The organism is Mycobacterium sp. 852013-51886_SCH5428379 (assembly GCF_001665575.1).
Lineage (GTDB): Bacteria > Actinomycetota > Actinomycetes > Mycobacteriales > Mycobacteriaceae > Mycobacterium.
The window spans coordinates 50,155-75,016 of record NZ_LZSU01000036.1 but is presented as its reverse complement, the minus strand read 5'-3'; the positions used below and the strand labels follow the sequence as shown (position 1 = coordinate 75,016).

Below are 24,862 nucleotides of genomic sequence, written 5' to 3'. Positions count from 1 at the left end.
GCGCTTTGACACTGTCGGTTGCTCACGCTGCGGCGTGGGCGTCGACCCACGCGTTGTAGCCTCCGAGCAGATCGGACACCTGCCCAATGCCGTTGGCGCGCAACAATGATGCAGCCACGCTCGACCGCCAGCCACCGGCGCAGTGCACGACGATCGGCTTGTCGGTCGGCACCTCGCCGATACGCAGGCGCAACTGAGCGAGCGGGATGTGCAACGCGGCAGGGATGACGCCGGCCTCGCGCTCACCGGGGTTGCGGATGTCGATCAGCGTCACCGCATCGTCGGCCAGCAGGGCGTCCAACGCGGAGACCGTGGCGCGCGGTGCAGTCTGCACCAGGTCGGCGAGTTCGGCGGGGAACTGTTGGTCGCGGCCCACGTTGAGGTAGCCGATGGCGCCGTCGGAGCCGATACGCGCCAACCGCAACGCCGCCTGCTGCTCCTCACCCGGATACGTGATCAGTGCGATCCGGTCACCAACCTCGGCCACCATGCCACCGGTTTCGGCGAACCGTCCGTCGAAGCCCACGTTGACCGTCCCGCGCAGATGCCCAGCGGCGAAATCCTCCACGCTGCGGGCATCGACAACCCGCACACCGGCGTCGAGCGCGGCGCGGATCTGATGCGGGGTCATCTCGGGCACGGTGCGGTCGGGCTGCAGCAGGGGGTGCACGCGTTTGTTCATCGCAGCGTCGGAGGCGAAGTACGCCGGCGCCGCGGGCTGACCCGCGGTCAGCATCGCGACGAACTCTTCTTCGGGCATCGGTTGCACCGACGGATTGCTCGCCCGCTGCTCACCGATCGTGGAGGTGAGTTCGGTCGACAGGTTCTTTCCGCACGACGAACCCGCCCCATGAGCGGGCATCACCGTCACGCTGTCGGGCAGCGTCATGAGCTTGTCGTGGATCGTGTGGTACATCGCCAGGGCCAGTTCGCCGGTCGAGCTGTCGCCGATGTTGACCAAGTCGGGGCGGCCGACGTCGCCGATGAACAGCGAGTCGCCGGTGAGCACGGCCGTGGGCTGGGCCCCGGCACGTTCGCGAACGAGCACGCTGATCGATTCCCAGGTGTGGCCCGGGGTGGACAGGATCTCCAGGTCGACCTCGCCCAGTGACACGTGTTCTCCGTCGGCCAGCCGGCGGATCGGGTAATCGGTCTCGGCGGCCTCCCCGAAGCCGATCCACGCGCCGGTCGCCTCGACCAGTTCCAGGTGACCGGACACGAAGTCGGCGTGAAAGTGGGTGTTGATGACCCCTTCGATCGTCACGCCGTACCTGCGCGCATCGGCCAGGTAATCGCCGATGTCGCGGCGCGGATCGACCACCACCGCGCGGCCGGTGGTTTCGTCGCCGATCAGATACGACGCGTGTGACAAACACTCGATGTAGTACTGCTCCAGAATCATTGACGTTCCTTTCTGTCCGTCGCGAGGTGTCCCGCAGATACCCCCCTGGGTATGCTAACGTCTTGTCACGATACCCCCCTGGGTATCAGATAATCAAACGATCGGAGATCCCCCTTCATGTCGACCACCACGATCGACGCCGCCACGCTGCAGGAACTGCTCGTCTCGGCCGATCCGCCGCGCCTCATCGACGTCCGCACCCCGGCGGAGTTCGAGACGCTGCACATCGACGGCGCCGACAGCGTGCCGCTCGACCTACTGCGGAAACACGGCGGTGACATCGCCGGCCACCTCGATCAGCAGATCGTCTTGATCTGCCGCTCCGGGCAACGCGCCACCCAGGCCGAGCAGACACTGCGGCAAGCAGGTATGGCGAATGTCCGAATTCTGGACGGGGGAATCACCGCGTGGGAGGCCCGCGGATTCGCCGTCAATCGCGGCACGCAACGCTGGGATCTGGAGCGGCAGGTGCGCCTGGTGGCCGGGCTGATCGTTGCGGTCAGCGTGCTGCTCAGTGCGTTCGTTCCGCACCTGGAGTGGATCGCCTTTGCGATCGGAGTCGGCCTGACGGTGGCTGCACTGACGAACACCTGCGCGATGGGAATGCTGCTGGCCCGACTGCCCTACAACCGGGCCGGCGTCACCCCCTCCGCGCACAACAGATGACCTATACCCCCTCGGGTAATCTTGGAGGTGACGCAAACGAAAGGAAATGCCATGGTCGGCGACCAGGAAGCCATCGATGCAGTCCTCAACCGGCTGCGCCGGGCGCAAGGACAACTCGCCGGTGTCATCTCGATGATCGAGAACGGGCGCGAATGCAAAGACGTCGTCACACAGCTGGCGGCCGTCTCCCGCGCCCTGGACCGCGCCGGCTTCAAGATTGTCGCCACCGGATTGCGGGAATGCCTTACCGGTGAGCAGACCGGCGCCGACAAGCCCATGACCGAAGCGGAGCTTGAAAAGCTGTTTCTTGCGTTGGCCTGAGTAACCCACGACAAAGGAGTCATGGTGAGCATTGCACTAGCCACCAGCCTGAACGCGACATTCGACGACGCCGTGAAGCGCACCCGAGAAGCCCTGTCCGAACAGGGATTCGGCGTCCTCACCGAGATCGACGTCAAAGCGACACTGAAGAACAAGCTCGACGAAGACATGGAGAACTATTTGATCCTCGGCGCGTGCAATCCGCCACTCGCCCACCGTGCGATTACAGCGAACCGTCAAATCGGGCTGCTCCTGCCGTGCAACGTCGTGGTGCGCAGCGACCCCGATGACCCAGAGCGCACGATCGTCGAGGCCATGAACCCTCAACTTCTCGTAGACGTCACCGACGAACCGCAACTCCAACCAGTCGCTCGAGAAGTCGCCGACAAGCTTGAAGCTGCGATAGCCGCCCTGGCCGATTGACGCGGTAGCGCCGCGGGCCACGCGACGCGGAACTACGCGTGCATCGAGCCGACACTCGCGGCCGATGCATGCGCCTCCCCGACCCCCAGCTCCGCGGCAACCGACACCACCAGCCCGCCCAGCATGAACGCCGCGATCACGGCCGCCAGCGCACCCGTACCCAACGACGGGATCCACCGCCGCCAACCTTCCGCGTGCCCGCCGCCGTGGTGGTACTCATGCGTCAGCGCATGCCCCTTCCCTCGTTGCAGCAGATAACGATTCACCGGATATGCCGCGACGAACGCCGCGCCCAGTGCGATCGACATACCGACCCAGAACACGACGTTGACCAAGCCCGCGTCCATCGCCCCGGGGATCACCGCCATCACCGCGTTGTCGACGATCTCCATCGTCAGGATCGACAGCGTGTCCGCGGCGAGCACCACACTGAGTGCCGACCCGAACGCCAGCCCCGCCTTCAGCAGCGGCAGCGTCGACAGCGAGTAGCCGAACAGGAACGCCAGCGCCACGGCGAGGACGATCGTCCCGACGGTGCTCAGCCCCAGCGCGGTGCCGATGATCAATCCGAGGATCTCACCGATCGCACACCCGGTCAGACAGTGCAGCGTCGCGCTCGCGGCCATCGTGTTGACGCCGCCACCCATGTCGTGATGGGCGTGCTCGTGATGTTCGCTCATTCCGCCGACTATACCCCTAGGGGGTATGTACGCGGAGCTGTCGATACAGACCCGCCGTACGGTTGGCGCACATGACCATCACGCTGATCAATCCACCGGGGCTTCCTAGCGTCGACATCTACAAGCAGGTGTCGGTGGCGACGGGCTCCAAGCTCGTGTTCCTCGCCGGCCAAGTCGCTCGCAATGCCGAAGGCGATACGGTCGGTGCCGGTGATCTCGCCGCGCAGGTCGAGCAGTGCTACCTCAACGTCGGCGCTGCCCTGGCCGCAGCCGGTGCAACCTTCGACGACGTCGCCAAGCTGACCGTCTACCTCGTCGACTGGTCTCCCGATAAGATGGCCGCCTTCGCCGAGGGGGTCGCCCGAGCTTCGGCCACCCTCGGCATCACCGCCCTGCCACCTCTCACCGGCATCGGCGTGGCCGCCCTCGCCGAGCCCGACATGCTCGTCGAAGTCGAGGCGGTCGCCGTGATCGACTGACGCCGAGTCTAATTCGCGTCTGTCAGCGCCGCCGCGTCCAGCGACAGCACTAGCGCCGGCCGCGGATACCGCAACTCAGCGCACGCGTCTTCGACCGCCAACTGCAACTGATGCACCCCGTCGCGCAACGCCGCCGGGTCCGCGTCGCAGCGGCCGAACCCCGACAGGCACGCCCGCGTCATGATCACTCCGTGCGCCCGCCGCAACCGCGCCATCTGCTCGACCATCGCGCCCACGGCGGCCGCCGCGTCATCGTCGTCCCCGCGCATCCGGCACCGCAGCCCCACGACGTCGAGCCGCCCCATCCCCACCACCGATGCCGCCAACCGCTCCCCCGTCGCCTCGGTCACGTCCACCACCACACGTGCCGTCGCGGCCGGCCGATGCGCGATCAGCATCACCTCCGTCCACGAACCGATGACGAACCGTCCGACCGCCGCCGTCATCGCGGCCTCCACCGTCGACACATCCGGACACTGCGCTGCCAGCCGAGCCGCGGGCAGGCCTGCCTCGAGCGCCAGCCGCAGCTGTTCGGCGCCGGACACGTCGACGCCCACTCCTCGTTTGCGCACCCAGTCGGCCACCGACGCCGTCGTCAGCAGCTCTGCAGGCACCTGCAACGGCGTGCCCCGCAGCGCGCGGTGACAGACGGCGTACCGGGGCAGCGCTCTTGTGCGGCGGAAACGGTTCATGCCGAGATCCTGACCCGAACATCTGACATGTCGCTGCACACGACCTGGCAATCCGCCCATCGCGTCCAGAACCCGTAAAAGTCGCGGCCGCCCCCGTCAAGAAACCGTCAAGACCGAACCCACTGCAGTCGACCACGCCGATGCTGGTCCACGCCCACCGAGAGCCGGTGGCCGTGAACGGGAGACGGAATGTCTGTTGTCGTGTACATCGCGCTGACGGTGGCGATCTTCGCGCTGCTCGGCCTGATGCAGAAGTGGGTCGAACGGCTGTGATCGAGAACATCGTCGGACTGATCCTCGCTGCGGCCGTCGCGGTCTTCATGCTCGCCGCGCTGCTCTTCCCCGAGAGGTTCTGAGTGCACACCACCACCGCGGGGATCCTGTTCCTCGCCTCGCTGATCGTCGCGCTCGCGGCCGTCCACGTTCCGTTGGGCGACTACATGTTCGGCGTTTACTCCTCCCAGAAGCACGGGCGCGGAGAACGTCTCCTCTACCGCGTCATCGGCGCCGACCCGCGGGCCGAGCAGACCTGGGGCGGCTACGCCCGCAGTGTCCTGGCGTTCTCGGCCGTCAGCCTGCTGTTCCTGTTCGCGCTCCAGTTGGTGCAGGGCCGGCTGCCCCTGCACCTCGACGAGCCCGCCACCGAGATGACTCCGGCGCTGGCGTGGAACACCGCGGTCAGCTTCGTCACCAACACCAACTGGCAGGCGTACTCGGGCGAATCCACCCAGGGCCACCTCGTCCAGATGGCCGGGCTGGCAGTACAGAACTTCGTCTCCGCCGCTGTCGGCATGGCCGTCGCCATGGCCTTCGTCCGCGGCCTGGCCCGGCGCACCACCGGCGAACTCGGCAACTTCTGGGTCGACCTGGTCCGCGGCAGCCTCCGAATCCTTCTGCCCATCAGCATCATCGGCGCCGTCATCCTCGTCGCCGGGGGTGTCATCCAGAACTTCGCGCCGCACGACCAGGTGGTCACCACGCTCGCCGGCGCTCAACAGACCATCCCCGGCGGACCGGTCGCCGGCCAGGAGGCCATCAAACTGCTGGGCACCAACGGCGGTGGCTTCTTCAATGCCAATTCCGCGCACCCGTTCGAGAATCCGACGGCGTGGACCAACTGGGTGGAGATCTTCCTGCTGTCCTGCATCGCGTTCTCGATGCCACGCACCTTCGGCCGCATGGTCGGCAGCGGCAAGAAGGGTCGCAATCAAGGACTAGCGATCGTCGCCGCGATGAGCGTGATCGCCACCGCCAGCGTGTCGTTGATGCTGTCGTTCCAGCTGCAGGCCCACGGCACGGTGCCCACCGCCGCGGGCGCGGCGATGGAGGGCGTCGAGCAGCGTTTCGGGGTAGCGGATTCCGCCGTGTTCGCCGATTTCACGACCCTGACCTCCACCGGCGCGGTCAACTCGTTCCACGACTCGTACACCAGCCTCGGCGGGCTGATCACGATGTTCAACATGCAACTCGGCGAGGTGGCGCCCGGCGGCGTCGGCTCCGGCCTCTACGGCATGCTCATCCTCGCCATCATCACGGTGTTCGTCGCCGGACTGATGGTCGGTCGGACCCCGGAATACCTCGGCAAGAAGATCACTCCGCGTGAGATCAAGCTGGCGGCTGCGTATTTCCTCGTCACGCCGGTGATCGTGCTGACCGGCACCGCAGCCGCCATGGCGCTGCCGGGGCAACGCGCGAGCATGCTCAACACCGGGCCCCACGGCCTCTCCGAAGTGCTCTACGCGTTCACCTCTGCCGCCAACAACAACGGCTCCGCGTTCGCCGGGATCTCGGTCAACACCGACTGGTACAACACCGCCCTGGGCCTGGCCATGCTGTTCGGCCGGTTCCTGCCGATCATCCTGGTGCTCGGCCTGGCCGCGTCGTTCGCCCGCCAGGCCGCGACGCCCGCGTCGGCCGGCACCCTGCCGACGCACCGACCCCAGTTCGTCGGCATGGTCGCCGGCGTCACCCTGATCCTGGTCGCCCTCACCTTCCTGCCCATGCTCGCGCTGGGCCCGCTCGCCGAAGGACTCCACTCATGACCGTCACCGCCGTCGCCGCACGGACCATCGACTCCGAACCTGCTGCGCCGAAACGCATTCGCGGCGGATTGCTCGACCCGAAAATGCTGCTGCGATCACTGCCCGCAGCGTTGCGCAAACTCGATCCCCGCACCCTGTGGCGCAACCCCGTGATGTTCATCGTCGAGATCGGCGCCGTATGGACGACACTGTGCGCGATTGCTGATGCGACGTGGTTCGGCTGGCTGATCGTGGTGTGGCTGTGGCTGACGATCGTGTTCGCCAACCTCGCCGAAGCCGTCGCCGAGGGCCGCGGTAAGGCCCAGGCCGAGAGCCTGCGCAAGGCCAAAACCTCCACCATGACGCGCCGGCTGACTTCCGAGGGTGTCGAGGAGGAGGTCGCCGCACCGCTGCTGCGCCAGGGCGACGTCGTCGTCGTCGAAGCCGGTGAGGTGATCCCTGGGGACGGTGATGTGGTGGAAGGCATTGCCTCGGTCGATGAATCGGCCATCACCGGTGAATCCGCACCCGTCATCCGTGAGTCCGGCGGCGACCGTTGCGCCGTCACCGGCGGCACCACCGTGCTCTCCGACCGCATCGTCGTGCGCATCACGCAGAAGCCGGGCGAGAGCTTCATCGACCGGATGATCGACCTCGTCGAGGGCGCCGACCGGCAGAAGACCCCCAACGAGATCGCGCTCAACATTCTGCTCGCCGCGCTCACGCTGATCTTCGTGTTCGCCGTGGCCACCCTGCAACCGCTGGCCATCTACTCCAAGGCGAACAACCCCGGCGTACCCGACACGCTCGCACTGGACGGCGACGGCATCACCGGCATCGTCATGGTCTCGCTGCTGGTGTGCCTGATCCCGACCACCATCGGCGCACTGCTGTCGGCCATCGGTATTGCCGGCATGGACCGCCTGGTGCAGCGCAACGTCCTGGCCATGTCGGGCCGCGCGGTCGAGGCCGCAGGTGACGTGAACACCCTGTTGCTGGACAAGACCGGCACCATCACCCAGGGCAATCGACAGGCATCGGAGTTTGTTGCGCTGCAGGGCATCTCACAGGACCGCTTCGCCGACGCCGCGCAGTTGTCCAGCCTGGCTGACGAGACCCCCGAGGGCCGCTCGATCGTGGTGTACGCCAGAGCGCAGTCACGTGCCCGCACGCCCGGCGAACTCGCCGACGCCCAGTGGGTCGAGTTCAGCGCCACCACCCGCATGTCCGGAGTCGACCTACCCGGGCTGCAACTGCGCAAAGGGGCGGCGACGTCGGTGGCCGAGTGGGTGCGAAACCATGGCGGCGACGTACCCGCCGATCTCCACGACCTCGTCCACACCATCTCCGCCGCCGGGGGCACTCCGCTGGCCGTCGGTGAAGTCCGCGACGGCGCCGCCGCCGCGATGCTCGGCGTCATCCATCTCAAGGACGTCGTCAAGGCGGGGATGCGCGAACGCTTCGACCAGATGCGCCGCATGGGGATCCGCACCGTGATGATCACCGGCGACAACCCGTTGACGGCCAAAGCGATCGCCGACGAGGCCGGTGTCGACGACTTCCTCGCCGAGGCGACGCCCGAGGACAAGATGGCGCTCATCAAACGCGAGCAGGCCGGCGGCAAGCTCATCGCGATGACCGGCGACGGCACCAACGACGCCCCGGCCCTCGCGCAGGCCGACGTCGGCGTCGCCATGAACAGCGGCACGTCGGCGGCCAAAGAGGCCGGCAACATGGTCGACCTCGACTCCGATCCGACCAAGCTCATCGAGATCGTCGAGATCGGCAAGCAGTTGCTGATCACCCGCGGTGCGCTGACGACGTTCTCCATCGCCAACGACGTCGCGAAGTACTTCGCGATCATCCCCGCGTTGTTCGTCGGCCTGTTCCCCGGCCTCGAGCTGCTCAACGTCATGCGGTTGCACAGCCCGCAGTCGGCCATCCTGTCCGCGGTCGTCTTCAACGCGCTCGTCATCGTGGCGCTGATCCCGCTGGCGCTGCGCGGAGTGCGCTACACCCCCGGCAACGCCGCAAAGCTGTTGAGCCGCAACCTGTCGGTCTACGGTCTCGGCGGCCTCATCGCACCGTTCATCGGCATCAAACTGATCGACCTCGTCGTCGCCCTTCTCCCGGGAATGTGAGAACTCCAATGTCTGCAATCTCCAGCGCCATCCGGCAACACGCCGCCGCCCTGCGTGCGCTCCTGGCCCTGACCGTCGTCCTCGGCCTGGCCTACCCCGCCCTCATCTGGGTGATCGCCCAACTGCCCGGTCTACAGGACAAAGCCGGTGGTTCGATCCTCGAAGCAGATGGAAAACCTCTGGGCAGCAGCCTGATCGGCCAGCTCTACACCGACCCCGACGGCAATCCGCTGCCGCAGTACTTCCAGGGCCGACCGTCCGCGGCGGGCGACGGTTACGACCCCATGGCCAGCGGCGCCTCCAACCTGGGCCCGGAAGACCTCGTCGACACCCCCGAACGGACCAGCCTGCTCACCACGGTGTGCGAACGGAGCCGTGCCGTCGCCGAATTCGACGGTGCCGACGGCCGCCGGCCGTTCTGCACCGGAGGCGGAGTGGGCGCCGTGCTGTCGGTCATCGGCACCCCCACCACGACCCGGGTGGTCAGCGTCAACGAGCCCTGCGCCACCACACCGCGCCCGTTCCTCGACACCTACAACGGCGTGCGGGTCCAGTGCGCCGAACCCGGCGAGGACTACAGCATGGGCCGCCTCGTCCCGATCCGCGGTGTGGTCACCGATCCGCAGGTGCCCACCGATGCCGTCACGGCCAGCGGCAGCGGTCTGGACCCGCACATCTCCCCCGCCTACGCCGAGATCCAGGTCAACCGCGTCGCCACCGCCCGCGGGATGAACCCCGATCAGGTCCGCGCACTCGTCGCCGCACACACCGACGGCCGCACCCTGGGCTTCCTGGGCGAGCCGCGGGTCAACGTGCTCGAGCTCAACCTGGCGCTCGACGGTCGGTAGCAGATGACGAAATCGACACCAGGGCGGTGACGCACGTCGTTTCACGACCCTGGTGTCGATCTCGGTGCAAAACAGAACCAAGGGATGATGAACAGGTGAGCACGCCGAAACGCGGGGAGCTGCGCATCTACCTCGGCGCGGCTCCCGGCGTCGGGAAGACCTACGCCATGCTGGGCGAAGCGCACCGGCGGCTGGAACGCGGCACCGACCTGGTGGCCGCGGTGGTCGAGACCCACGGCCGCCGGAAGACCGCCGAACTCCTCGACGGTATCGAGGTGATCCCACCGCACTACGTCACCTACCGCGGCGCCCGCTTCCCCGAACTCGACGTCGACGCCGTGCTGGCGCGCCGCCCGGAGGTGGTGCTCGTCGACGAACTCGCCCACACCAACACGCCGGGCAGCCGCCACCCCAAACGCTGGCAGGACGTCGAAGAGCTGCTCGCCGCGGGCATCACCGTGATCTCGACGGTCAACGTTCAACACCTGGAAAGCCTCAACGACGTCGTCACCCGCATCACCGGCATCGAACAACTCGAGAAGGTACCCGACGATGTCGTCCGCGCCGCCGACCAGATCGAGCTGGTCGACATCACCCCGGAGGCGTTGCGCCGCAGACTGTCTCACGGCAACGTGTACGCCGCCGAGCGTATCGACGCCGCACTGAGCAATTACTTCCGGCGCGGAAACCTCACCGCCCTGAGGGAACTCGCGCTGCTCTGGCTGGCCGACCAGGTCGACGCCGCGCTGGCGCGCTACCGCTCCGACAACCGGATCACCGACACCTGGGAGGCGCGTGAACGCGTCGTCGTCGCCGTCACGGGCGGCGCGGAATCGGAGACCCTGGTACGCCGCGCATCGCGCATCGCCTCCCGGTCGAGCGCCGAGCTGCTGGTCGTGCACGTGGTGCGCGGCGACGGCCTGAGCGGATTGGCGGCACCGCAGATGGGCCGGGTCCGCGAACTCGCCGCCAGCCTGGGCGCGACGCTGCACACCGTGGTCGGCGATGACGTCCCCACCGCTTTGCTCGACTTCGCCCGCGAACGCAACGCCACCCAGCTGGTCATCGGGACGTCGCGACGTTCCCGCTGGGGCCGCATGGTCGACGAGGGCATCGGCGCGACGGTCGTCCAGCAGTCCGGCTCCATCGACGTCCACATGGTCACCCACGACGAAGCCGGCCGGAGGCGGCGCCGGGCGGGCTCCCCGCGCCACCGACACGCGCTGTCGTGGGGTGCCGCCCTCGTGGTCCCTGCCGCGATCTGCGCGCTGACGGTCCTGTTGCTCGATCCCGTACTGGGCGTTGCAGGCGAGAGTGCGGTGTTCGTCGTGGGCGTCCTGCTGGTGGCACTGCTGGGCGGCGTGGCCCCCGCCGCGCTGTCGGCGGTGCTGTCCGGTCTGCTGCTCAACTACTTCCTCATCACGCCCCGGCATACGTTCACGATCGCCGAACCCGACAGCGCGCTGACGATCGTGGTGTTGCTGGCCGTCGCCGTCGCGGTCGCCGCACTCGTCGACAGCGCGACCAAACGGACCCGCGAAGCCCGCCGCGCCTCCCGCGAGGCCGAACTGCTCGCCCTCTTCGCCGGCTCGGTGCTGCGCGGCGCCGACCTCACCATGCTGTTGGAACGCGTCCGCGAGACGTACTCACAGCGCGCCGTCAGCCTGGTGCGGGCCGGCACCGGCATCGTTGCGGGGGTGGGCGAGAAACCGTGCGCCGAGGTCGAGAGCGCCGACACCGCCATCGAGGTCGGTGACGACGAGTTCTGGTTGCTGCTGGCGGGGCGCACCCTGGCCGCGCACGACCGGCGGGTGCTGGCCGCCGTCGCCGGACAGGCCGCCGGTCTGGTGCGGCAGCGGGAACTCACCGCGGAGGCCAGCCAGGCCGAGGCCATCTCCCGTGCCGACGAACTACGCCGCGCGCTGCTGTCCGCCGTCAGCCACGATCTGCGCACCCCACTGGCCGGGGCCAAGGCGGCAGTCTCCAGCCTGCGCAGCGACGACGTCGACTTCTCCGCCGAGGACACCGCCGAACTGCTGGCGACCGTCGAGGAATCGGTCGACCAGCTGACCGCGCTGGTGGACAACCTGCTCGACTCCTCGCGGCTGGCGGCCGGTGCGGTGCGGCCCGAGCTCCGCCGGGTCTACCTCGAGGAGACGGTGCAGCGGGCGCTGCTCGGAATTAGCAGGGGCGTCGCCGGGTCGGGGCAGCTCGACAGGGTGCAGGTCGACGTCGGTGACTGCGTGGTCGCGGCGGACGCGGGCCTGCTGGAGCGGGTGCTCGCCAACCTCGTCGACAACGCGCTGCGGTACGCCCCGGACGGACCGATCCGGGTGACCGCGGGACGGGTCGGCGACCGCGTGCTCATCGCAATCGTCGACGAGGGGCCCGGCATTCCGCGCGGCGCCGAGGAGCGGGTGTTCGGCGCGTTCCAGCGGTTGGGCGACCAGCACAGTGCCGGCGGCGTCGGACTCGGGCTGTCGGTGGCCCGCGGATTCGTCGAGGCGATGGGCGGCACGGTGACCGCCACCGACACCCCCGGCGGTGGGCTGACCGTCGAGATCGAGCTGGCCGCCCAGACCGGCGACGGCGCATGACGACGCGTGTGCTCGTCATCGACGACGAACCCCAGCTCCTGCGGGCCCTGCGCATCAACCTCTCGGTGCGCGGATACGACGTCACCACGGCCGCGACGGGCGCCGACGCGCTGCGCTCGGCCGCCGACCACCGGCCCGACGTGGTGGTCCTGGACCTCGGGTTACCCGACATGTCCGGCATCGACGTGCTGGCCGGTCTGCGCGGCTGGTTGACGGCGCCGGTGATCGTCCTCTCGGCGCGCACCGACTCCGCCGACAAGGTCGAAGCACTCGACGCGGGTGCCGACGACTACGTCACGAAACCGTTCGGCATGGACGAGTTCCTGGCCCGGTTGCGCGCCGCGGTGCGCCGCGCCACCGCGGCCGGTGACGACGAACCCGTTGTCGAGACCGAGTCGTTCACCGTCGACCTCGCCGCCAAGCGGGTGACCAAGAACGGCGCGGAGGTCCACCTCACCCCCACCGAGTGGGGCATGCTCGAGATGTTGGTGCGCCACCGAGGCAAACTCGTCGGCCGCGAGGAGCTCTTGCGCGAGGTGTGGGGACCCGCCTACGCGAAGGAAACCCATTATCTGCGTGTGTATCTCGCGCAGTTGCGCCGCAAGCTCGAAGACGATCCGTCGCATCCGGTGCATCTACTGACCGAGGCGGGGATGGGATACCGGTTCCAGCCGTGAGGCCGACAGCACGGGTATACCGTTCCAGGCATGGGTGCCTACCGAGACCTCTTCGATGCGAGCGTCGCTGACCCCTCCGCCTTCTGGGCCGAGGCCGCCAAAGCCGTCACCTGGACGCGGGAGCCGAGCACGATCCTCGACGACTCCAATCCGCCGTTCTACCGCTGGTTCCCGGACGGTGAACTGAACACCTGCGCCAACGCGCTGGACCGGCACGTCGACGACGGTCGCGGCCAGCAGACGGCCCTGATCTACGACTCTCCCGTCACCGGCGTCAAACGCACATACACCTACCGCGAGCTGCTCGACCAGACCGCGCGCTTCGCCGGCGTGCTGCGCGGCCTCGGCGTGGCCAAAGGCGACCGCGTCGTCATCTACCTGCCGATGGTGCCCGAGGCACTGATCGCGATGTTGGCGTGCGCCCGCCTCGGCGCGGTGCACTCGGTGGTGTTCGGCGGCTTCGCCGGGCACGAGCTGGCCGCCCGCATCGACGACGCCCGCCCCACGGTCGTGGTCTCGGCGTCCTGCGGTGTCGAACCCACGCGCACCGTCGAGTACAAGCCGATGCTCGACGCCGCGCTCGACATGGCCGAACACACCCCGGCGGCGTGTGTGATCCTGCAGCGCGAACACCATCCCTGCGAGCTGACCGCGGGCCGCGATCACGACTGGGCCGAACTGCTCGCGAAGGCCGAGCCCGTCGACCCGGTGCCCGTGGCCGCCACCGATCCGCTCTACGTGCTCTACACCTCAGGCACCACCGGCAAGCCCAAGGGCATCGTCCGCGACAACGGCGGCCACGCCGTCGCCCTGCTGTGGAGCATGCGCCACCTCTACGACATCGCGCCGGGCGATGTGTACTGGGCCGCTTCAGATGTCGGCTGGGTGGTCGGGCATTCCTACATCGTCTACGCGCCGCTGCTGCTCGGCGCCACGACCGTGGTCTACGAGGGCAAACCCGTCGGCACCCCCGACGCCGGCGCGTTCTGGCGGGTGGCCGCCGAATACGGCGTGAAGGCGCTGTTCACCGCACCGACCGCGATCCGGGCGATCAAGAAGGTGGATCCGGAGGGTCGCCTGCTCGCCGACTACGACCTGTCGAAACTGCGCTACCTGTTCCAGGCCGGCGAGCGACTCGACCCCGCCACCTACGAGTGGGCCGCCGAAAGACTCGGCATCCCGGTGATCGACCACTGGTGGCAGACCGAGACGGGCTGGGCCATCGCCGGCGACCCGATGGGGGTCGAAGCGCTACCGGTCAAACCCGGTTCGGCGACGGTGCCGATGCCCGGCTACGACGTCCACATCCTCAACGCCGACGGATCGGAGTGCGGACTGGACGAGGAGGGCGCGATCTGCGTGAAGCTGCCGCTCCCGCCCGGCACCCTGCCCACCCTCTGGGGTGACGACGACCGCTACGTCAAGTCCTATCTGTCCGCGTTCCCCGGGTACTACCTCACCGGAGACGGCGGCTATCTCGACGGCGACGGCTACCTGTTCGTCATGGGCCGCACCGACGACGTCATCAACGTCGCCGGACACCGGATGTCCGCCGGCTCCATCGAAGCGGTGCTGGCCACCCATCCGGCGGTGGCCGAATGCGCGGTGATCGGCGTCGCGGATGACCTCAAGGGGCAGGTGCCGCGCGGGTTCGTGGTGCTCAAATCCGGGGCGTCCGAAGACGGACTGCAACAGGAACTCGTCGCCGCGGTTCGCGACAACATCGGCGCGGTGGCGTGCTTCCGCACCGTCGACGTCGTCCCCGCGCTGCCGAAGACCCGGTCGGGCAAGATCCTGCGCAAGACGATGCGCGGCATCGCCGAGGGCCGAGACGAGCCGCTGCCGTCGACCATCGAGGACCCGTCGGTGATCGAGGCGCTACACCCGGTGCTGCGCGGCTGACCGGTTACCCTCGCACGGGTTGACGACGGGCCCGGCCGGGTATTTCGTCAGCGCAGGTCCGACGAGCGTCGACCGGATGGAGGCGAGGCGATGGCGAGAAAGCCCACGCTGATGGCCGTCCAGGGCGCCGCACTGCTCGTGGGCGCGGGTTTCCTCCTGCTCGGCGCCTTCGGTTTCGTGCCGGGGCTGACCGTCAACCAGGACGCGCTGCGGTGGCTGGGTCACCCCTCGGATGCCGATGCCGAGTTGTTCGGCGTCTTCGCGGTCTCGGGGCTGCACAACGTCGTGCACCTCGTCTACGGAGCGGCCGGAATGCTCTCGGCGAGAACGTATGCCGCGTCGCGGGCATACCTGCTGATCGGCGGCGTCGTGCTGCTCGGCGTGTGGATCTTCCGCATGGCGACGGCACACAGCGCCATCGCCGAACTGTTCCCGCTCAACCGCGCGGACAGCTGGCTGCACTTCGTGCTCGGCGTGATCATGGTGATCCTCGCGCTCACCCTGGCCGCGCAGCGCGACCCGACGAAACCCCGGCGCCGCAAGCGCCGCACCGCGTCCCACGCCTGAGCGGTGACCACCGCGCTGCTGTGGGGCGCCGTCGCCGCGTCGTCCCTGGTGATCGGCGCGCTCGCCGGGGCGGCGCGAGCCTGGAATCAGCGGCTGATCGGTCTCGTCCTCGGCTTCGGCGCGGGTGCACTGGTGTCGTCGATCTCCTTCGAACTCGCCGAGGAGGGCTTCAAGGTCAGCGGCGCGGTACCGGTCGCGCTGGGCCTGGCCCTGGGCGCGGTGACGTTCTACGTCGCCGACCGGACCGTCGACCGGTTCGGCGGCGCAGATCCGAACGCGTCATCGGGTAAGCCGCTGCTCATCGGGGCGCTCTTGGACGGAATCCCCGAGCAGGCGGTCCTGGGCATCGGTATCGCCACCGGCGGCGCCGTGAGCCCCGCACTCCTCCTGGCGATCTTCGTCTCGAACCTCCCGGAGGCCGTCGGATCGGCCAGCGACATGCGCGCCGCCGGCCATCCCCGGCGACGCATCCTCGCCGGATGGGCCGTGATCGCCGCCCTCTGCGCGGCCGCCACCGTCGGTGGATTCGCTTTGCAGGAGGTGGCCGGCAACGCGCTGCAGGGCGGCATCGACGGATTCGCCGCCGGTGCGCTACTGGTGATGCTCGTCGGGTCGATGATCCCGGAGGCCACCGAAAAGGCTCGTGAGCCAGCAGGTCTGGCCGCAGTCCTCGGTTTCGCACTCGCCGCGGGACTGTCCCTGGCCGGATAGGATCCGCGGATGGTCCCCACGTGGCAGATCGGCCCCGTCGAGGTGCCGGTGCACGGGGTGTTCGTGGGTCTCGGGGTGTGCGCCGCGGTCGTCGTGTTCGTGCTCGAGGCGCGCAGGCGCGGTGCCATGAACGAACAGTCGGTCGTGGCCGTTGCCGGTGCCCTCGTCGGCGGGGCGATCGGTATGCGGCTGTCCGGGTGGGCACGCCATCTCGATCCCGGCGCGAACCCGAGCCTCGCCGAGGCGTGGCAGTTCGGTTCGCGCAGCATCATCGGCGGTCTGCTGGGCGCCTATGTGGGGGTGCTGGTCGCCAAGCGCATCGGCGGGTACCGGGGCAAGACCGGCGATCTGTTCGCACCGGCGGTCGCACTGGGGATCGCGGTCGGACGCATCGGCTGCCACCTCACCGAGGCGCCGGGGCGGCCCACCAGCCTGCCCTGGGGTGTGCACGCTCCGGCCACCACGCCGGAGTGTCCGGGCTGCCTGACCGGCGCGGCGATGCATCCGTCGTTCCTCTACGAGATCGCCTTCCAGCTCACCGCGTTCGTCGTCCTGCTGTGGTTGCGGGACCGTGTCCACCGGCCCGGCGAACTGTTCGTCCTCTACATCACCGCGTACGCCGCGTTCCGCTTCATCGTCGAGTTCGTCCGCGCCAACGACACCGTGTGGCTGAATCTCACGCGGCCGCAGTGGGTTCTGCTGCCCACGCTGCTGCTTCTCGGCATTCGGCTGTGGTACGGCCGGCGGCGTGGTTACTATCGCTCACCAACCGGCTACCAGGGAGCACGCGCATGACCACCGGACCCGGTCCTCCGTACCCCCCGTATCCGCCGTACCCACCGCCGTATCCCCCACCGCCGCCGCCCCGCAAGATCTCCCTCGGCATGATCTTCGTCGGCGCCCCGATCTACGTCGTGTTCAACGCGGTACTCGGTTTCGGGGCGTTCATCGCGGCCGGTTCGCAGACCGGTTCGGCCAACCCGATCCTCGGCGCGGCGGCAGTCATGCTGGCGCTCATCGCCTTCGTCGGCGGCGGCGCACTGCTGGCGACGAAAAATCCGCACGCCAAGGGAATCGGCCTCGGTCTGATGATCGGCTGGGCGTTGATGTCGGTCGTCACCGTCGGCTTCTGCACCGGCGTCAACCCCGCCATATACAACGCATGACGGCCGGTATGGGGTTGCGCGGGGACCGGTTGCACCGGTACGTGACCGCGTTCTGTCCGCGCTGCCACGACGAGGCGCCGGAACGCCCCCTGGCAGACGTCGAACGGTTGAGCGGCATGCTCATCGAGCGCGAGGGCCGAGTGTGGCTGGAACGTGGCTGCCGCACGCACGGTCTGGTGCGCACGCTCTACGACGAAGACCCCGAGATCCTGACCTACCTCGAAGAGTGGACCGCACCCACCAAGACCCACACCCCCGACGTCGCGGGCAACTTCGATCCCGTTCCGATGGCGTATCTGCGCGGGCTGCCGGAGATGCAGACGCAGCACACCTGCATCCTGTTGCAGGACATCGCCGAGACGTGCAACCTGCGCTGCCCGACGTGCTTCACCGACTCATCGCCCGATCTGCGCAACGTGGTGGCCGTCGCCGACGTTCTGGCCAGTGTCGACCAGCGGCTGGCCCGGGAGAACGGCCGCCTCGACGTGGTGATGCTCAGCGGCGGCGAACCGACTCTGCATCCCGAGCTGCCGGAACTGCTCGCCGAGCTGACCGCCCGGCCGATCACCCGGATCCTGGTCAACACCAACGGTCTCCGGCTGGCCACCGACGACGGGCTGCTGGACCTGCTGACCACCCACCGCGAACGTGTCGAGGTGTATTTGCAGTACGACGGCATCTCCGAGGCGGCGCACCGTCATCATCGCGGCGGCGATCTGCGCCGGATGAAAGCCGAGGTGTTGCACCGGTTGTCGTCCCGGGAGATCTTCACAACCCTGGTGATGGCCACGGCGCTGGGGGTCAACGACGACGAGATCGGGCAGATGGTGCAACTCGCGCTGGACACCCCGTTCGTCGGGGGCATCACGATCCAGCCGCAGTTCGGTTCGGGCCGCAGCGGGCTGATCGATCCGCTCGACCGCCTCACCCACACCGGTGTGCTCGCCCGCCTGGGGCCGCAGACCGACGGCGCCGTCACGTGGCGGGACCTGACCGCGCTGCCGTGTTCACATCCGCACTGCTGTTCGGTCGGCTATCTCATCCGGGACGACAACGACCAGTGGCGCTCACTGGTGTCGCTGATCGGCACCGACACCCTCAAGGCACGACTCGGTCTAGTCTCCAACCGCATCGCCGATTCCGAACTACCCCGGCAACTGCGGGTGGCGGTGCAGGAATCCCTGCTCGGCCTGCTTTCCGAACAGTCGTCGCTGTCTCATCCGCAGATCGGCGACATCTGGAAGATCATCTGTCAGAGTTGCGATCTCGGGATGTCGACGCTGCTGACACTGGCGTCCTCGGCGCTGCCCGGTCGGCGGCGGAAGCTGCGGCGGCTCCTGGGCGAGCGGGTCGTACGGATCACGGTGAAACCGTTCATGGACATGTCGACGATGATCGAGGAGCGCCTCATCCAGTGCTGCGTCCACGTCGGCACCCGCTCGGACCAGGATCAGTGCGCGCCGTTCTGCGCCGTACAGGCCTGGCCCGCCCTCAGCCGACAGCGGCTGTCGGCATCGGCGAGAACGGCGCTACCGGTGGTCGCCGTACGCCACGGGTGACCGCTGCCGAGACGACGCCGATCACCGCCCACAGCAGCGCCTGGTTCACCAGCGTGTAGACGCGAAAGTCGGCCAGCACCTCCGCGGGGAAGCCGTCGAGCACCATGCCCTCGGGTCCGGTCAGCGGGCCGGGCACCTCATGGAATCCGGGCAGCGCCACCATCGCGCAGAGCATCAGCGTGGCGTAGCCGCCGACCGCGAGGACACTGGCGCGCCGACCGCCCCACCGGCGTGACCATGCCACCGCAGCCGCCAGCGCCACCACGGCGCCCAGCACCGACAGCCCCGTCATCGTGAGGAACGCCGAACTACGTTCGGGCACAGTCTCGTCCAGTCCGACGGTGGGCGGATTGGCCGGATACTTCAGACCCGGTAGCACGGCGACCGCCACGGATCACGGTATAGGCCACCGCGAACAGCACGCTCATGATGACGCCGAAGGCCACGATACCGACCCCGGCGCCCGCGTTCTCCTGGACCGCCCGGGTGAACAACTCGTGGCCGTGCGCGTGGTGGTCACCGCCGGCGAGCTGGGATTCGACATGTTCGCGCTCACCCTCGTATGCCACCGCGGTGCCGATCAACGGCTCGATCTTCACCCGGCTGAACGCGAAGCACACCAGCCCGGCCACCGCGCCGGGAACCAGATACCGCACCGCGGCGGGCATCTCGGTCGTCAGCGGCACGGGAACCCCAGCAGGTGACGGGCGTCGTGCAGGAACTCGTGGATGTGGGTGTCCTCGCCGAACACCGACACTGCGCCCTGGTCGAAACCCACGAAGTAGTAGGCGATCAGCGCGAGTAGGGTGATCGTGGCCAATCGGGCTGGTGCGGCGAGGTTTTCGGCGGTCGACCGGATGTCCGGCCGCGGCACGGCCAGACCGGGGTGGGCGCCGCTCATCGGGAGATTGCTCATCGGAGACTCCTCTGGGGGTCGGGTCTAGTGGTCATGGGGATGGTCGTGCGCAACGGCGTGGTTTCCCGCGTCCGTCAGCACCGGCGCGGTCAGCAAGTCGTGCCGGTCGACGAGTTTCTCGAGGGTCGCCACCCAGTGGTCGTAGTACTCCCATTCGCCCACGCCGGGTCGCCTCGGTGTGCACCGGCGCGTTCGTGCTGGCCGCACTCGGCCTGCTCGACGGCCGTCGCGCGACCACGCACTGGGCGCATTGCGCCGATCTGGCGCGGGCCTACCCCGGCGTCACGGTCGATCCCGATTCGCTCTTCGTCCAGGACGGCCGGTTCATCACCGGCGCAGGCATCAGCGCGGGGATCGATCTGGGCCTCGCGCTGGTGGAGAGCGACTACGGCCCGGACGTGGCCCGGCGCGTGGCGCGCTGGATGGTGGTGTTCCTGCAACGCCCGGGCGGTCAGGCGCAGTTCAGTGTGTGGACCGAGGCGGCGCTGCCGGTGAGTCGGGGGCTGCGCGAGATCCTGGACGCCGTGGTCGCCGATCCGGCCGCCGACCATTCGATCGCAATGATGGCAGACCGCGCGGCGGTCAGCGAGCGCCACCTGGTGCGCATGTTCCACGACCAGGTCGGGATGACCCCGGCCCGATTCGTCGAGCAGGCCAGGCTGGAAGCCGCGAAGATGCTGCTCGCCACCGGAGACCTCGGTCAGGGAACCGTCGCGCGCCGAGCGGGATTCGGCTCTGCCGACACTATGCGCCGCACCTTCCGCCGCGCGCTGGGCGTCTCACCGAGTATGTACCGCAGCCGATTCCGGACCACCGGCGTCCATCAGACGCTCTAGGCCAGCGACAGCGCGATTCCGTCCAGGATGTCGTGCTCGCTGACCACGAGTTCGGTGATCCCGGCCCGCTCCCGCAGTTCGCGCGCGAGTTCGGTGACGATCAGCGCACCGCCGCCGATGACGTCGACACGGCCCTCGTGCATGGGTCCCAGGGCGGCGCGCTGCGTACGGGTCATCGCGATCAGCTCGTCACAGACCTCCAGCACCGCATCGAATCCCACGCGCGAGAGGTGGATCGCCTCGGAGTCGTAGGTCGTCATCTTGTGCGCCAGCGCCGACAGGGTCGTCATGGTGCCCGCCACGCCGACCCACGTCTTCGCGCCGGCCACGGGTACGGCCCGCAACGCCTCGTCGAGCGCCTCGCGGATGACCGCACGCGCGGCGTCCACCTCGTCGGCGGTCGGGGGGTCGGAGTGCAGACACCGTTCGGTCAGCCGCACACAGCCGATGTCGGCCGAGAAACCGGCGTCCACACCGTCGTCGGTGCCGCCGCCACCGAGTACCACCTCGGTCGATCCGCCGCCGAGATCCACCACCACGAAAGGCCCTGCACCGGAGTCGAAGTCGGCGACCGCGCCGCGGAACGACAGCTCCGCCTCCTCGGTCCCGGTGATCACCTCGGCGACCGATCCGTCCACCACCGCGCCGAGCACCTCGGCGGTCATCGCGAAGAACTCGTCGCGGTTGGCCACGTCCCGCGCCGCCGACGTCGCCACCATCCGCACCTGCGTCACCCCGTGGTCGCGCATCAGCTGGGCATAGTCGACGAGCGCGGAACGCGTGCGTGCCAACGCGTCCGGGGCGAATTCACCCGTCGCATCCACCCCCTGCCCGAGGCGCACGATACGCATCTCCCGGTGCACGTCGGTCAGTCCCCCGTCGGCCAGATCCGCGATCAACAGCCGGATCGAATTGGTTCCGCAGTCCACTGCCGCGACTCGGCTCACGTCCACACCTTCCGGTCCAAGATCCCCGCCATCCCCGGTTCGGCGGCCAGTATCGCCAAAGCCTCGTCACCGAACGGGTTGACCCCCGGCCCCTTTGCCAGTGCATGGGCGATCACGACGTGGAGGCACTTCACCCGGTCGGGCATCCCGCCCCCGGAGAAGGTGGTGCCCAGCGACTCGATCGCGTCGCGCTCGGCGAGGTAGGACTCGTGCGCGCGCCGGTAGGCCGCCGCGAGATCTTCGTCGTGGGCGAGGCGCTCGGTCATGTCCCGCATCAGGCCCGACGATTCCAGCCGGCTCGCCGCCGCGGTCAGCGCCGGATGGGTGAGGTAGTACAGCGTGGGGAACGGTGTGCCGTCGGGCAGCCGCGGTGCGGTCTTGACGACGCCGGGTTCGCCGTTCGGGCATCGGTAGGCGATCTCGAGGACACCGCGGGGCTCCCGCCCCAACTGGCGGGCGACGGCGTCGAGATCGGCGGGCTCAACCACCGGGCGCCGGGAACGCTGGTGGCGGCGGAGCGGGCGGCGGAGGCGGACCCGGCAACGGGGCGACGGGCGAAAGACCATGCGGGTCATCGGCGATGGTCTTCCACAGCGACGTGTACCACGGCTCTCCGGACGGGACGGTGTTCGGCGCGGCGTCGGGGCCGTCGGGGGTGATCGCGCCCGGGGGCAATTGCACCTCGAACGGGATGTCCCCGGGCATCACGAAGCCCAGGCGCTCCCTGGCCTGCGCGGCGATGAACACCGGATCCGCCAACTTGATCTTCTGCTCCTCGAGGTCGGCGATCTGTGACCGCAGCAGTTCCTCGGTCTCCTTGAGTTGTCTCATCTCGGTGCGCTGCGCGAAGTAGGTGCGGACCGGCCCGGCGATCGTCAGCGTCAACACGCACACCACCGCGGCCAGGATGGCCGCCCGCCGCGCAGCCGACCCGAACCGCTGCTCGGACTGGCGGGCGGCGAGCTCCTCGGCCCGCAGCATGATCGACCGCCCGACCGATACCGCCTCCGCGCCGTCGGCGGACTCGCCGTCCGCGGCGGCGCCTTCGGTGTCTCTGGCCGAACGTGCCTCGATGGCCCGCGGCTCACGCGCCGCTTTTGCCGAAGTCTTCGGGCGACCCCGCCCCGCGCCACCGGGAGCACCCGGCTTCCCCGGTCTGGATGAGGCCGGGGACCGACGCTTGGGATCGGGCCGCTTCGACTCGGGCACGAGCTATTTGGTCTCCAGGGCAAACCGCGGGAAGGCCAGGTCGCCGGCGTAGCGGGCGGCGTCGCCGAGGGTCTCCTCGATGCGCAGCAGCTGGTTGTACTTGGCGACGCGCTCGCTGCGGGCCGGGGCACCGGTCTTGATCTGGCCACTGCCCACCGCGACGGCCAGGTCGGCGATCGTGGTGTCCTCGGTCTCGCCGCTGCGATGGCTCATCATCGTGCGGTAGCCGCTGTTGTGCGCGAGCGCGACGGCGTCCAGGGTCTCGGTCAGCGTGCCGATCTGGTTGACCTTGACCAGCAGCGCGTTCGCGGCGCCCCGGTCGATGCCCTCCTCCAACCGCTCCGGGTTGGTGACGAACAGGTCGTCGCCGACGAGCTGAACCCGGTCACCGATCTGGTTGGTCAACGCCACCCAGCCGTCCCAGTCGTCCTCGTCCAGCGGATCCTCGATCGACACCAGCGGGTAGGCGTCGAGCAGGCTCGCGTAGAAGTCGGCCATCTGCTCGGCCGTGCGGGTCTCCTTCTCGAAGCTGTAACCGGTGCCGTCGGTGAAGAATTCGGTCGCGGCCACGTCCAGCGCCAGCGTCACGTCGGTGCCCAGCGAGAAGCCGGCACCCTCGATGGCCGTGGAGATCAGGTCCAGCGCGGCCTTGGTGCCCGCCACGTCGGGGGCGAAGCCGCCCTCGTCGCCGAGTCCGGTGGACAGGCCCTGCCTCTTGAGCACCGACTTCAGCGAGTGGTACACCTCGGCGCCCCAGCGCAGCGCTTCCTTGAACGACGGCGCACCGATCGGCGCCACCATGAACTCCTGGACGTCGACGCCGGTGTCGGCGTGCGCGCCACCGTTGAGGATGTTCATCATCGGCACGGGCAGGATGTGCGCGTTGGGGCCGCCCAGGTACCGGAACAGCGGCAGCCCGGCCGACTCGGCGGCGCCCTTGGCCACCGCCAGCGACACCCCGAGGATCGCGTTGGCGCCCAACCGCGACTTGTCGGGGGTGCCGTCGAGATCCAGCAGGGCCTGGTCGATGAGCCGCTGGTCGTCGGCGCTCATCCCGATGACCGCAGGGGCGATCTCGTCGAGGACGGCCTGCACCGCTTTGTCGACGCCCTTGCCGCCGTAGCGGGAGCCCCCGTCGCGCAGCTCCACGGCTTCGTGTTCACCGGTCGACGCGCCCGAGGGCACTGCGGCCCGCGCGAAGGTGCCGTCGGTGAGGGCCACCTCGACCTCGACCGTCGGGTTTCCGCGGGAGTCGAGGATCTCGCGGGCTCCGACCTGCTCGATGATGGGCACTGGCGTCTCCTCCTGGGGTGCGGCGCGGGGCTGGCCTTTCGGCTCACCAGCCTAGATGTTGGTAGGCCGGGTCACAGCGCGCGGCCCTCGGCGTAGGCGGTCGCCCAGTCGCGCACCGAGCGGGCGTACTGCTCGGAGTAGTTGTAGGCCCGCAGCGCGTTCATCCAGCCTCGGGGCGTCGACAGGTTCTTGCCCGTGTAGCAGAGGTAGCCGGCCGAGGACAGCGCCGCGTCGTCGATGTTGTCGGGATCGACCTTGCCGTCACCGTTGGCGTCCACCCCGTACAGCCGCCACGTCTCCGGGATGAACTGCATCGGACCCATGGCCCGGTCGAGATCGGTGTCGCCGTCGAGCAGTCCCGCGTCGGTGTCCGCGATCCGCATGTTGCCGCTCGATCCGTCCAGCCGCATCCCGCGGATAGGCGGGGTGACCTCGCCGTTCGAGGCGACCATCGCGCCGCGGTACCTGCCGTGATGGCTCTCGATCATGCCGATCCCGGCCAGCGTGGTCCATTTCAGGTTGCACTCCGGGTTCTCCACCTCGGCCACGCGCGCGGCGTAGGCGTAGGCCTCCAGCGCGGTGACGGGGATACCGAGTCGGGGTGCGCGTTCCTGTGCCCATTCGTGCAACTGGTCGGCGGGGCGGCCGGAGGCGTAGGTGTCCACAGCCGGCACGGGATCGCCCGCCGGGGGCGGGACCCCTTCGGGAATGGGAATGCCCAGCTGCCATGAGCAACTCGAGGCCAACAGCAGGGCCGCGGCTCCCGTCACCACGGCGCCCTGCACCCAACGAATCGGCGACACCGGACT

Annotated in this window: 26 protein-coding genes and 2 pseudogenes; 17 read left to right on the top strand and 11 right to left on the bottom strand. The window is 68.8% G+C overall.

All coding sequences use genetic code 11. The features are described from left to right. Positions 1-22: 22 nt before the first annotated feature. Entirely contained in the window at positions 23-1,402 is a 1,380-nt protein-coding gene (locus tag A5757_RS15095) for a rhodanese-like domain-containing protein (protein ID WP_066835502.1), read from the bottom strand. A gap of 117 nt (positions 1,403-1,519) precedes the next feature. Between A5757_RS15095 and A5757_RS15090 the strand changes: the two genes are divergently transcribed. Genes A5757_RS15090 through A5757_RS15080 form a run of 3 tightly spaced genes read left to right on the top strand, consistent with a single transcriptional unit; the run spans position 1,520 to position 2,812 of the window. Continuing rightward, positions 1,520-2,068, top strand: a complete 549-nt coding sequence (locus A5757_RS15090; RefSeq protein WP_066835500.1) for a rhodanese-like domain-containing protein — start codon at positions 1,520-1,522, stop codon at positions 2,066-2,068. Between the two features lie 51 nt (positions 2,069-2,119). Next, positions 2,120-2,389: a metal-sensitive transcriptional regulator gene (locus tag A5757_RS15085; RefSeq protein WP_066835498.1), complete on the top strand. Its 270-nt coding sequence runs from the start codon at positions 2,120-2,122 to the stop codon at positions 2,387-2,389. Between the two features lie 24 nt (positions 2,390-2,413). After that, positions 2,414-2,812, top strand: coding sequence for a DUF302 domain-containing protein (locus A5757_RS15080; protein ID WP_066835886.1), 399 nt, complete (start codon positions 2,414-2,416; stop codon positions 2,810-2,812). Positions 2,813-2,844: 32 nt separating this feature from the next. Here the strand turns inward: A5757_RS15080 and A5757_RS15075 are convergent, their stop codons facing one another. Continuing rightward, positions 2,845-3,492: a DUF4396 domain-containing protein gene (locus A5757_RS15075; protein ID WP_231983996.1), complete on the bottom strand. Its 648-nt coding sequence runs from the start codon at positions 3,490-3,492 to the stop codon at positions 2,845-2,847. Between the two features lie 71 nt (positions 3,493-3,563). On the opposite strand from A5757_RS15075, the gene A5757_RS15070 reads away from it, so the two are divergent. Further along, entirely contained in the window at positions 3,564-3,971 is a 408-nt protein-coding gene (locus A5757_RS15070) for a RidA family protein (RefSeq protein WP_066835497.1), read from the top strand. 8 nt (positions 3,972-3,979) lie between these two features. Here the strand turns inward: A5757_RS15070 and A5757_RS15065 are convergent, their stop codons facing one another. Further along, positions 3,980-4,663 (bottom strand): decarboxylase, encoded by a 684-nt coding sequence (locus A5757_RS15065; RefSeq protein WP_066835496.1) that lies wholly within the window; start codon positions 4,661-4,663, stop codon positions 3,980-3,982. 254 nt (positions 4,664-4,917) lie between these two features. Here A5757_RS15065 and A5757_RS23690 point away from each other — a divergent pair, with 254 nt between their 5' ends. From A5757_RS23690 to A5757_RS15005, 12 genes are all read left to right on the top strand, one after another. Then, entirely contained in the window at positions 4,918-5,019 is a 102-nt protein-coding gene (locus A5757_RS23690) for a potassium-transporting ATPase subunit F (protein ID WP_231983995.1), read from the top strand. Then, a complete protein-coding gene (kdpA, locus tag A5757_RS15055; RefSeq protein WP_066835495.1) occupies positions 5,020-6,705 on the top strand; it encodes a potassium-transporting ATPase subunit KdpA in 1,686 nt (561 codons plus the stop codon). It abuts the gene before it with no gap. After that, a complete protein-coding gene (gene kdpB / locus A5757_RS15050) occupies positions 6,702-8,825 on the top strand; it encodes a potassium-transporting ATPase subunit KdpB (protein WP_066835494.1) in 2,124 nt (707 codons plus the stop codon). Before kdpA ends, kdpB begins: the two co-directional genes overlap by 4 nt. 8 nt (positions 8,826-8,833) lie before the next feature. After that, complete coding sequence (locus A5757_RS15045) at positions 8,834-9,673, top strand: potassium-transporting ATPase subunit C (RefSeq protein WP_066835492.1); 840 nt, start codon at positions 8,834-8,836, stop codon at positions 9,671-9,673. A 95-nt stretch (positions 9,674-9,768) separates the two neighbouring features. Then, positions 9,769-12,270, top strand: coding sequence for a sensor histidine kinase KdpD (locus A5757_RS15040; protein ID WP_066835490.1), 2,502 nt, complete (start codon positions 9,769-9,771; stop codon positions 12,268-12,270). Next, the gene (locus A5757_RS15035) at positions 12,267-12,947 is read left to right on the top strand and encodes a response regulator (RefSeq protein ID WP_066835487.1); all 681 of its coding nucleotides are present in this window, start codon (positions 12,267-12,269) and stop codon (positions 12,945-12,947) included. The genes A5757_RS15040 and A5757_RS15035 overlap by 4 nt, the downstream gene beginning before the upstream one ends. Positions 12,948-12,977: 30 nt before the next feature. Continuing rightward, positions 12,978-14,849, top strand: a complete 1,872-nt coding sequence (locus A5757_RS15030; protein ID WP_066835485.1) for a propionyl-CoA synthetase — start codon at positions 12,978-12,980, stop codon at positions 14,847-14,849. Positions 14,850-14,939: 90 nt separating this feature from the next. After that, on the top strand, positions 14,940-15,416 hold the full coding sequence (locus A5757_RS15025) for a DUF4383 domain-containing protein (RefSeq protein WP_066835484.1): 477 nt from the start codon (positions 14,940-14,942) through the stop codon (positions 15,414-15,416). A 3-nt stretch (positions 15,417-15,419) separates the two neighbouring features. Continuing rightward, on the top strand, positions 15,420-16,127 hold the full coding sequence (locus A5757_RS15020; protein ID WP_066835483.1) for a ZIP family metal transporter: 708 nt from the start codon (positions 15,420-15,422) through the stop codon (positions 16,125-16,127). Between the two features lie 9 nt (positions 16,128-16,136). Beyond that, entirely contained in the window at positions 16,137-16,922 is a 786-nt protein-coding gene (locus tag A5757_RS15015; protein WP_066835482.1) for a prolipoprotein diacylglyceryl transferase, read from the top strand. Next, the gene (locus A5757_RS15010; RefSeq protein WP_066835481.1) at positions 16,919-17,293 is read left to right on the top strand and encodes a hypothetical protein; all 375 of its coding nucleotides are present in this window, start codon (positions 16,919-16,921) and stop codon (positions 17,291-17,293) included. Before A5757_RS15015 ends, A5757_RS15010 begins: the two co-directional genes overlap by 4 nt. Beyond that, the gene (locus A5757_RS15005; protein ID WP_066835479.1) at positions 17,290-18,852 is read left to right on the top strand and encodes a radical SAM protein; all 1,563 of its coding nucleotides are present in this window, start codon (positions 17,290-17,292) and stop codon (positions 18,850-18,852) included. The genes A5757_RS15010 and A5757_RS15005 overlap by 4 nt, the downstream gene beginning before the upstream one ends. On the opposite strand, the pseudogene A5757_RS22825 reads toward A5757_RS15005, so the two are convergent. The 3 genes and pseudogenes from A5757_RS22825 to A5757_RS14985 all read right to left on the bottom strand — a co-directional run bounded on the left by A5757_RS22825 (position 18,785) and on the right by A5757_RS14985 (position 19,930). Beyond that, positions 18,785-19,520 (bottom strand): annotated as a pseudogene (locus A5757_RS22825) (CbtA family protein). The gene A5757_RS15005 and the pseudogene A5757_RS22825 overlap by 68 nt on opposite strands. Before the next feature lie 8 nt (positions 19,521-19,528). Further along, on the bottom strand, positions 19,529-19,768 hold the full coding sequence (locus A5757_RS14990; protein WP_369815954.1) for a CbtB-domain containing protein: 240 nt from the start codon (positions 19,766-19,768) through the stop codon (positions 19,529-19,531). Positions 19,769-19,792: 24 nt separating this feature from the next. Then, positions 19,793-19,930 carry a hypothetical protein gene (locus A5757_RS14985; RefSeq protein WP_231984017.1) on the bottom strand — a complete coding sequence of 46 codons (138 nt, stop codon included), beginning with the start codon at positions 19,928-19,930 and terminating at the stop codon, positions 19,793-19,795. Between A5757_RS14985 and A5757_RS14980 the strand changes: the two are divergent. Next, positions 19,924-20,604, top strand: a pseudogene (locus tag A5757_RS14980) (GlxA family transcriptional regulator); the annotation flags it as partial. The gene A5757_RS14985 and the pseudogene A5757_RS14980 sit on opposite strands and share 7 nt — an antisense overlap. On the opposite strand, the gene A5757_RS14975 reads toward A5757_RS14980, so the two are convergent. The 5 genes from A5757_RS14975 to A5757_RS14955 form a co-directional block, all read right to left on the bottom strand. Further along, positions 20,601-21,551: a Ppx/GppA phosphatase family protein gene (locus tag A5757_RS14975; RefSeq protein ID WP_066835883.1), complete on the bottom strand. Its 951-nt coding sequence runs from the start codon at positions 21,549-21,551 to the stop codon at positions 20,601-20,603. The pseudogene A5757_RS14980 and the gene A5757_RS14975 overlap by 4 nt on opposite strands. Further along, complete coding sequence (locus tag A5757_RS14970) at positions 21,548-22,039, bottom strand: DUF501 domain-containing protein (RefSeq protein WP_066835476.1); 492 nt, start codon at positions 22,037-22,039, stop codon at positions 21,548-21,550. The genes A5757_RS14975 and A5757_RS14970 overlap by 4 nt, the downstream gene beginning before the upstream one ends. Beyond that, entirely contained in the window at positions 22,032-22,760 is a 729-nt protein-coding gene (locus tag A5757_RS14965; RefSeq protein WP_066835475.1) for a septum formation initiator family protein, read from the bottom strand. The genes A5757_RS14970 and A5757_RS14965 overlap by 8 nt, the downstream gene beginning before the upstream one ends. A 3-nt stretch (positions 22,761-22,763) precedes the next feature. Continuing rightward, the gene (gene eno / locus A5757_RS14960) at positions 22,764-24,053 is read right to left on the bottom strand and encodes a phosphopyruvate hydratase (protein WP_066835474.1); all 1,290 of its coding nucleotides are present in this window, start codon (positions 24,051-24,053) and stop codon (positions 22,764-22,766) included. A 71-nt stretch (positions 24,054-24,124) separates the two neighbouring features. After that, entirely contained in the window at positions 24,125-24,856 is a 732-nt protein-coding gene (locus A5757_RS14955) for a lytic transglycosylase domain-containing protein (protein ID WP_066835473.1), read from the bottom strand. Positions 24,857-24,862 lie beyond the last annotated feature (6 nt).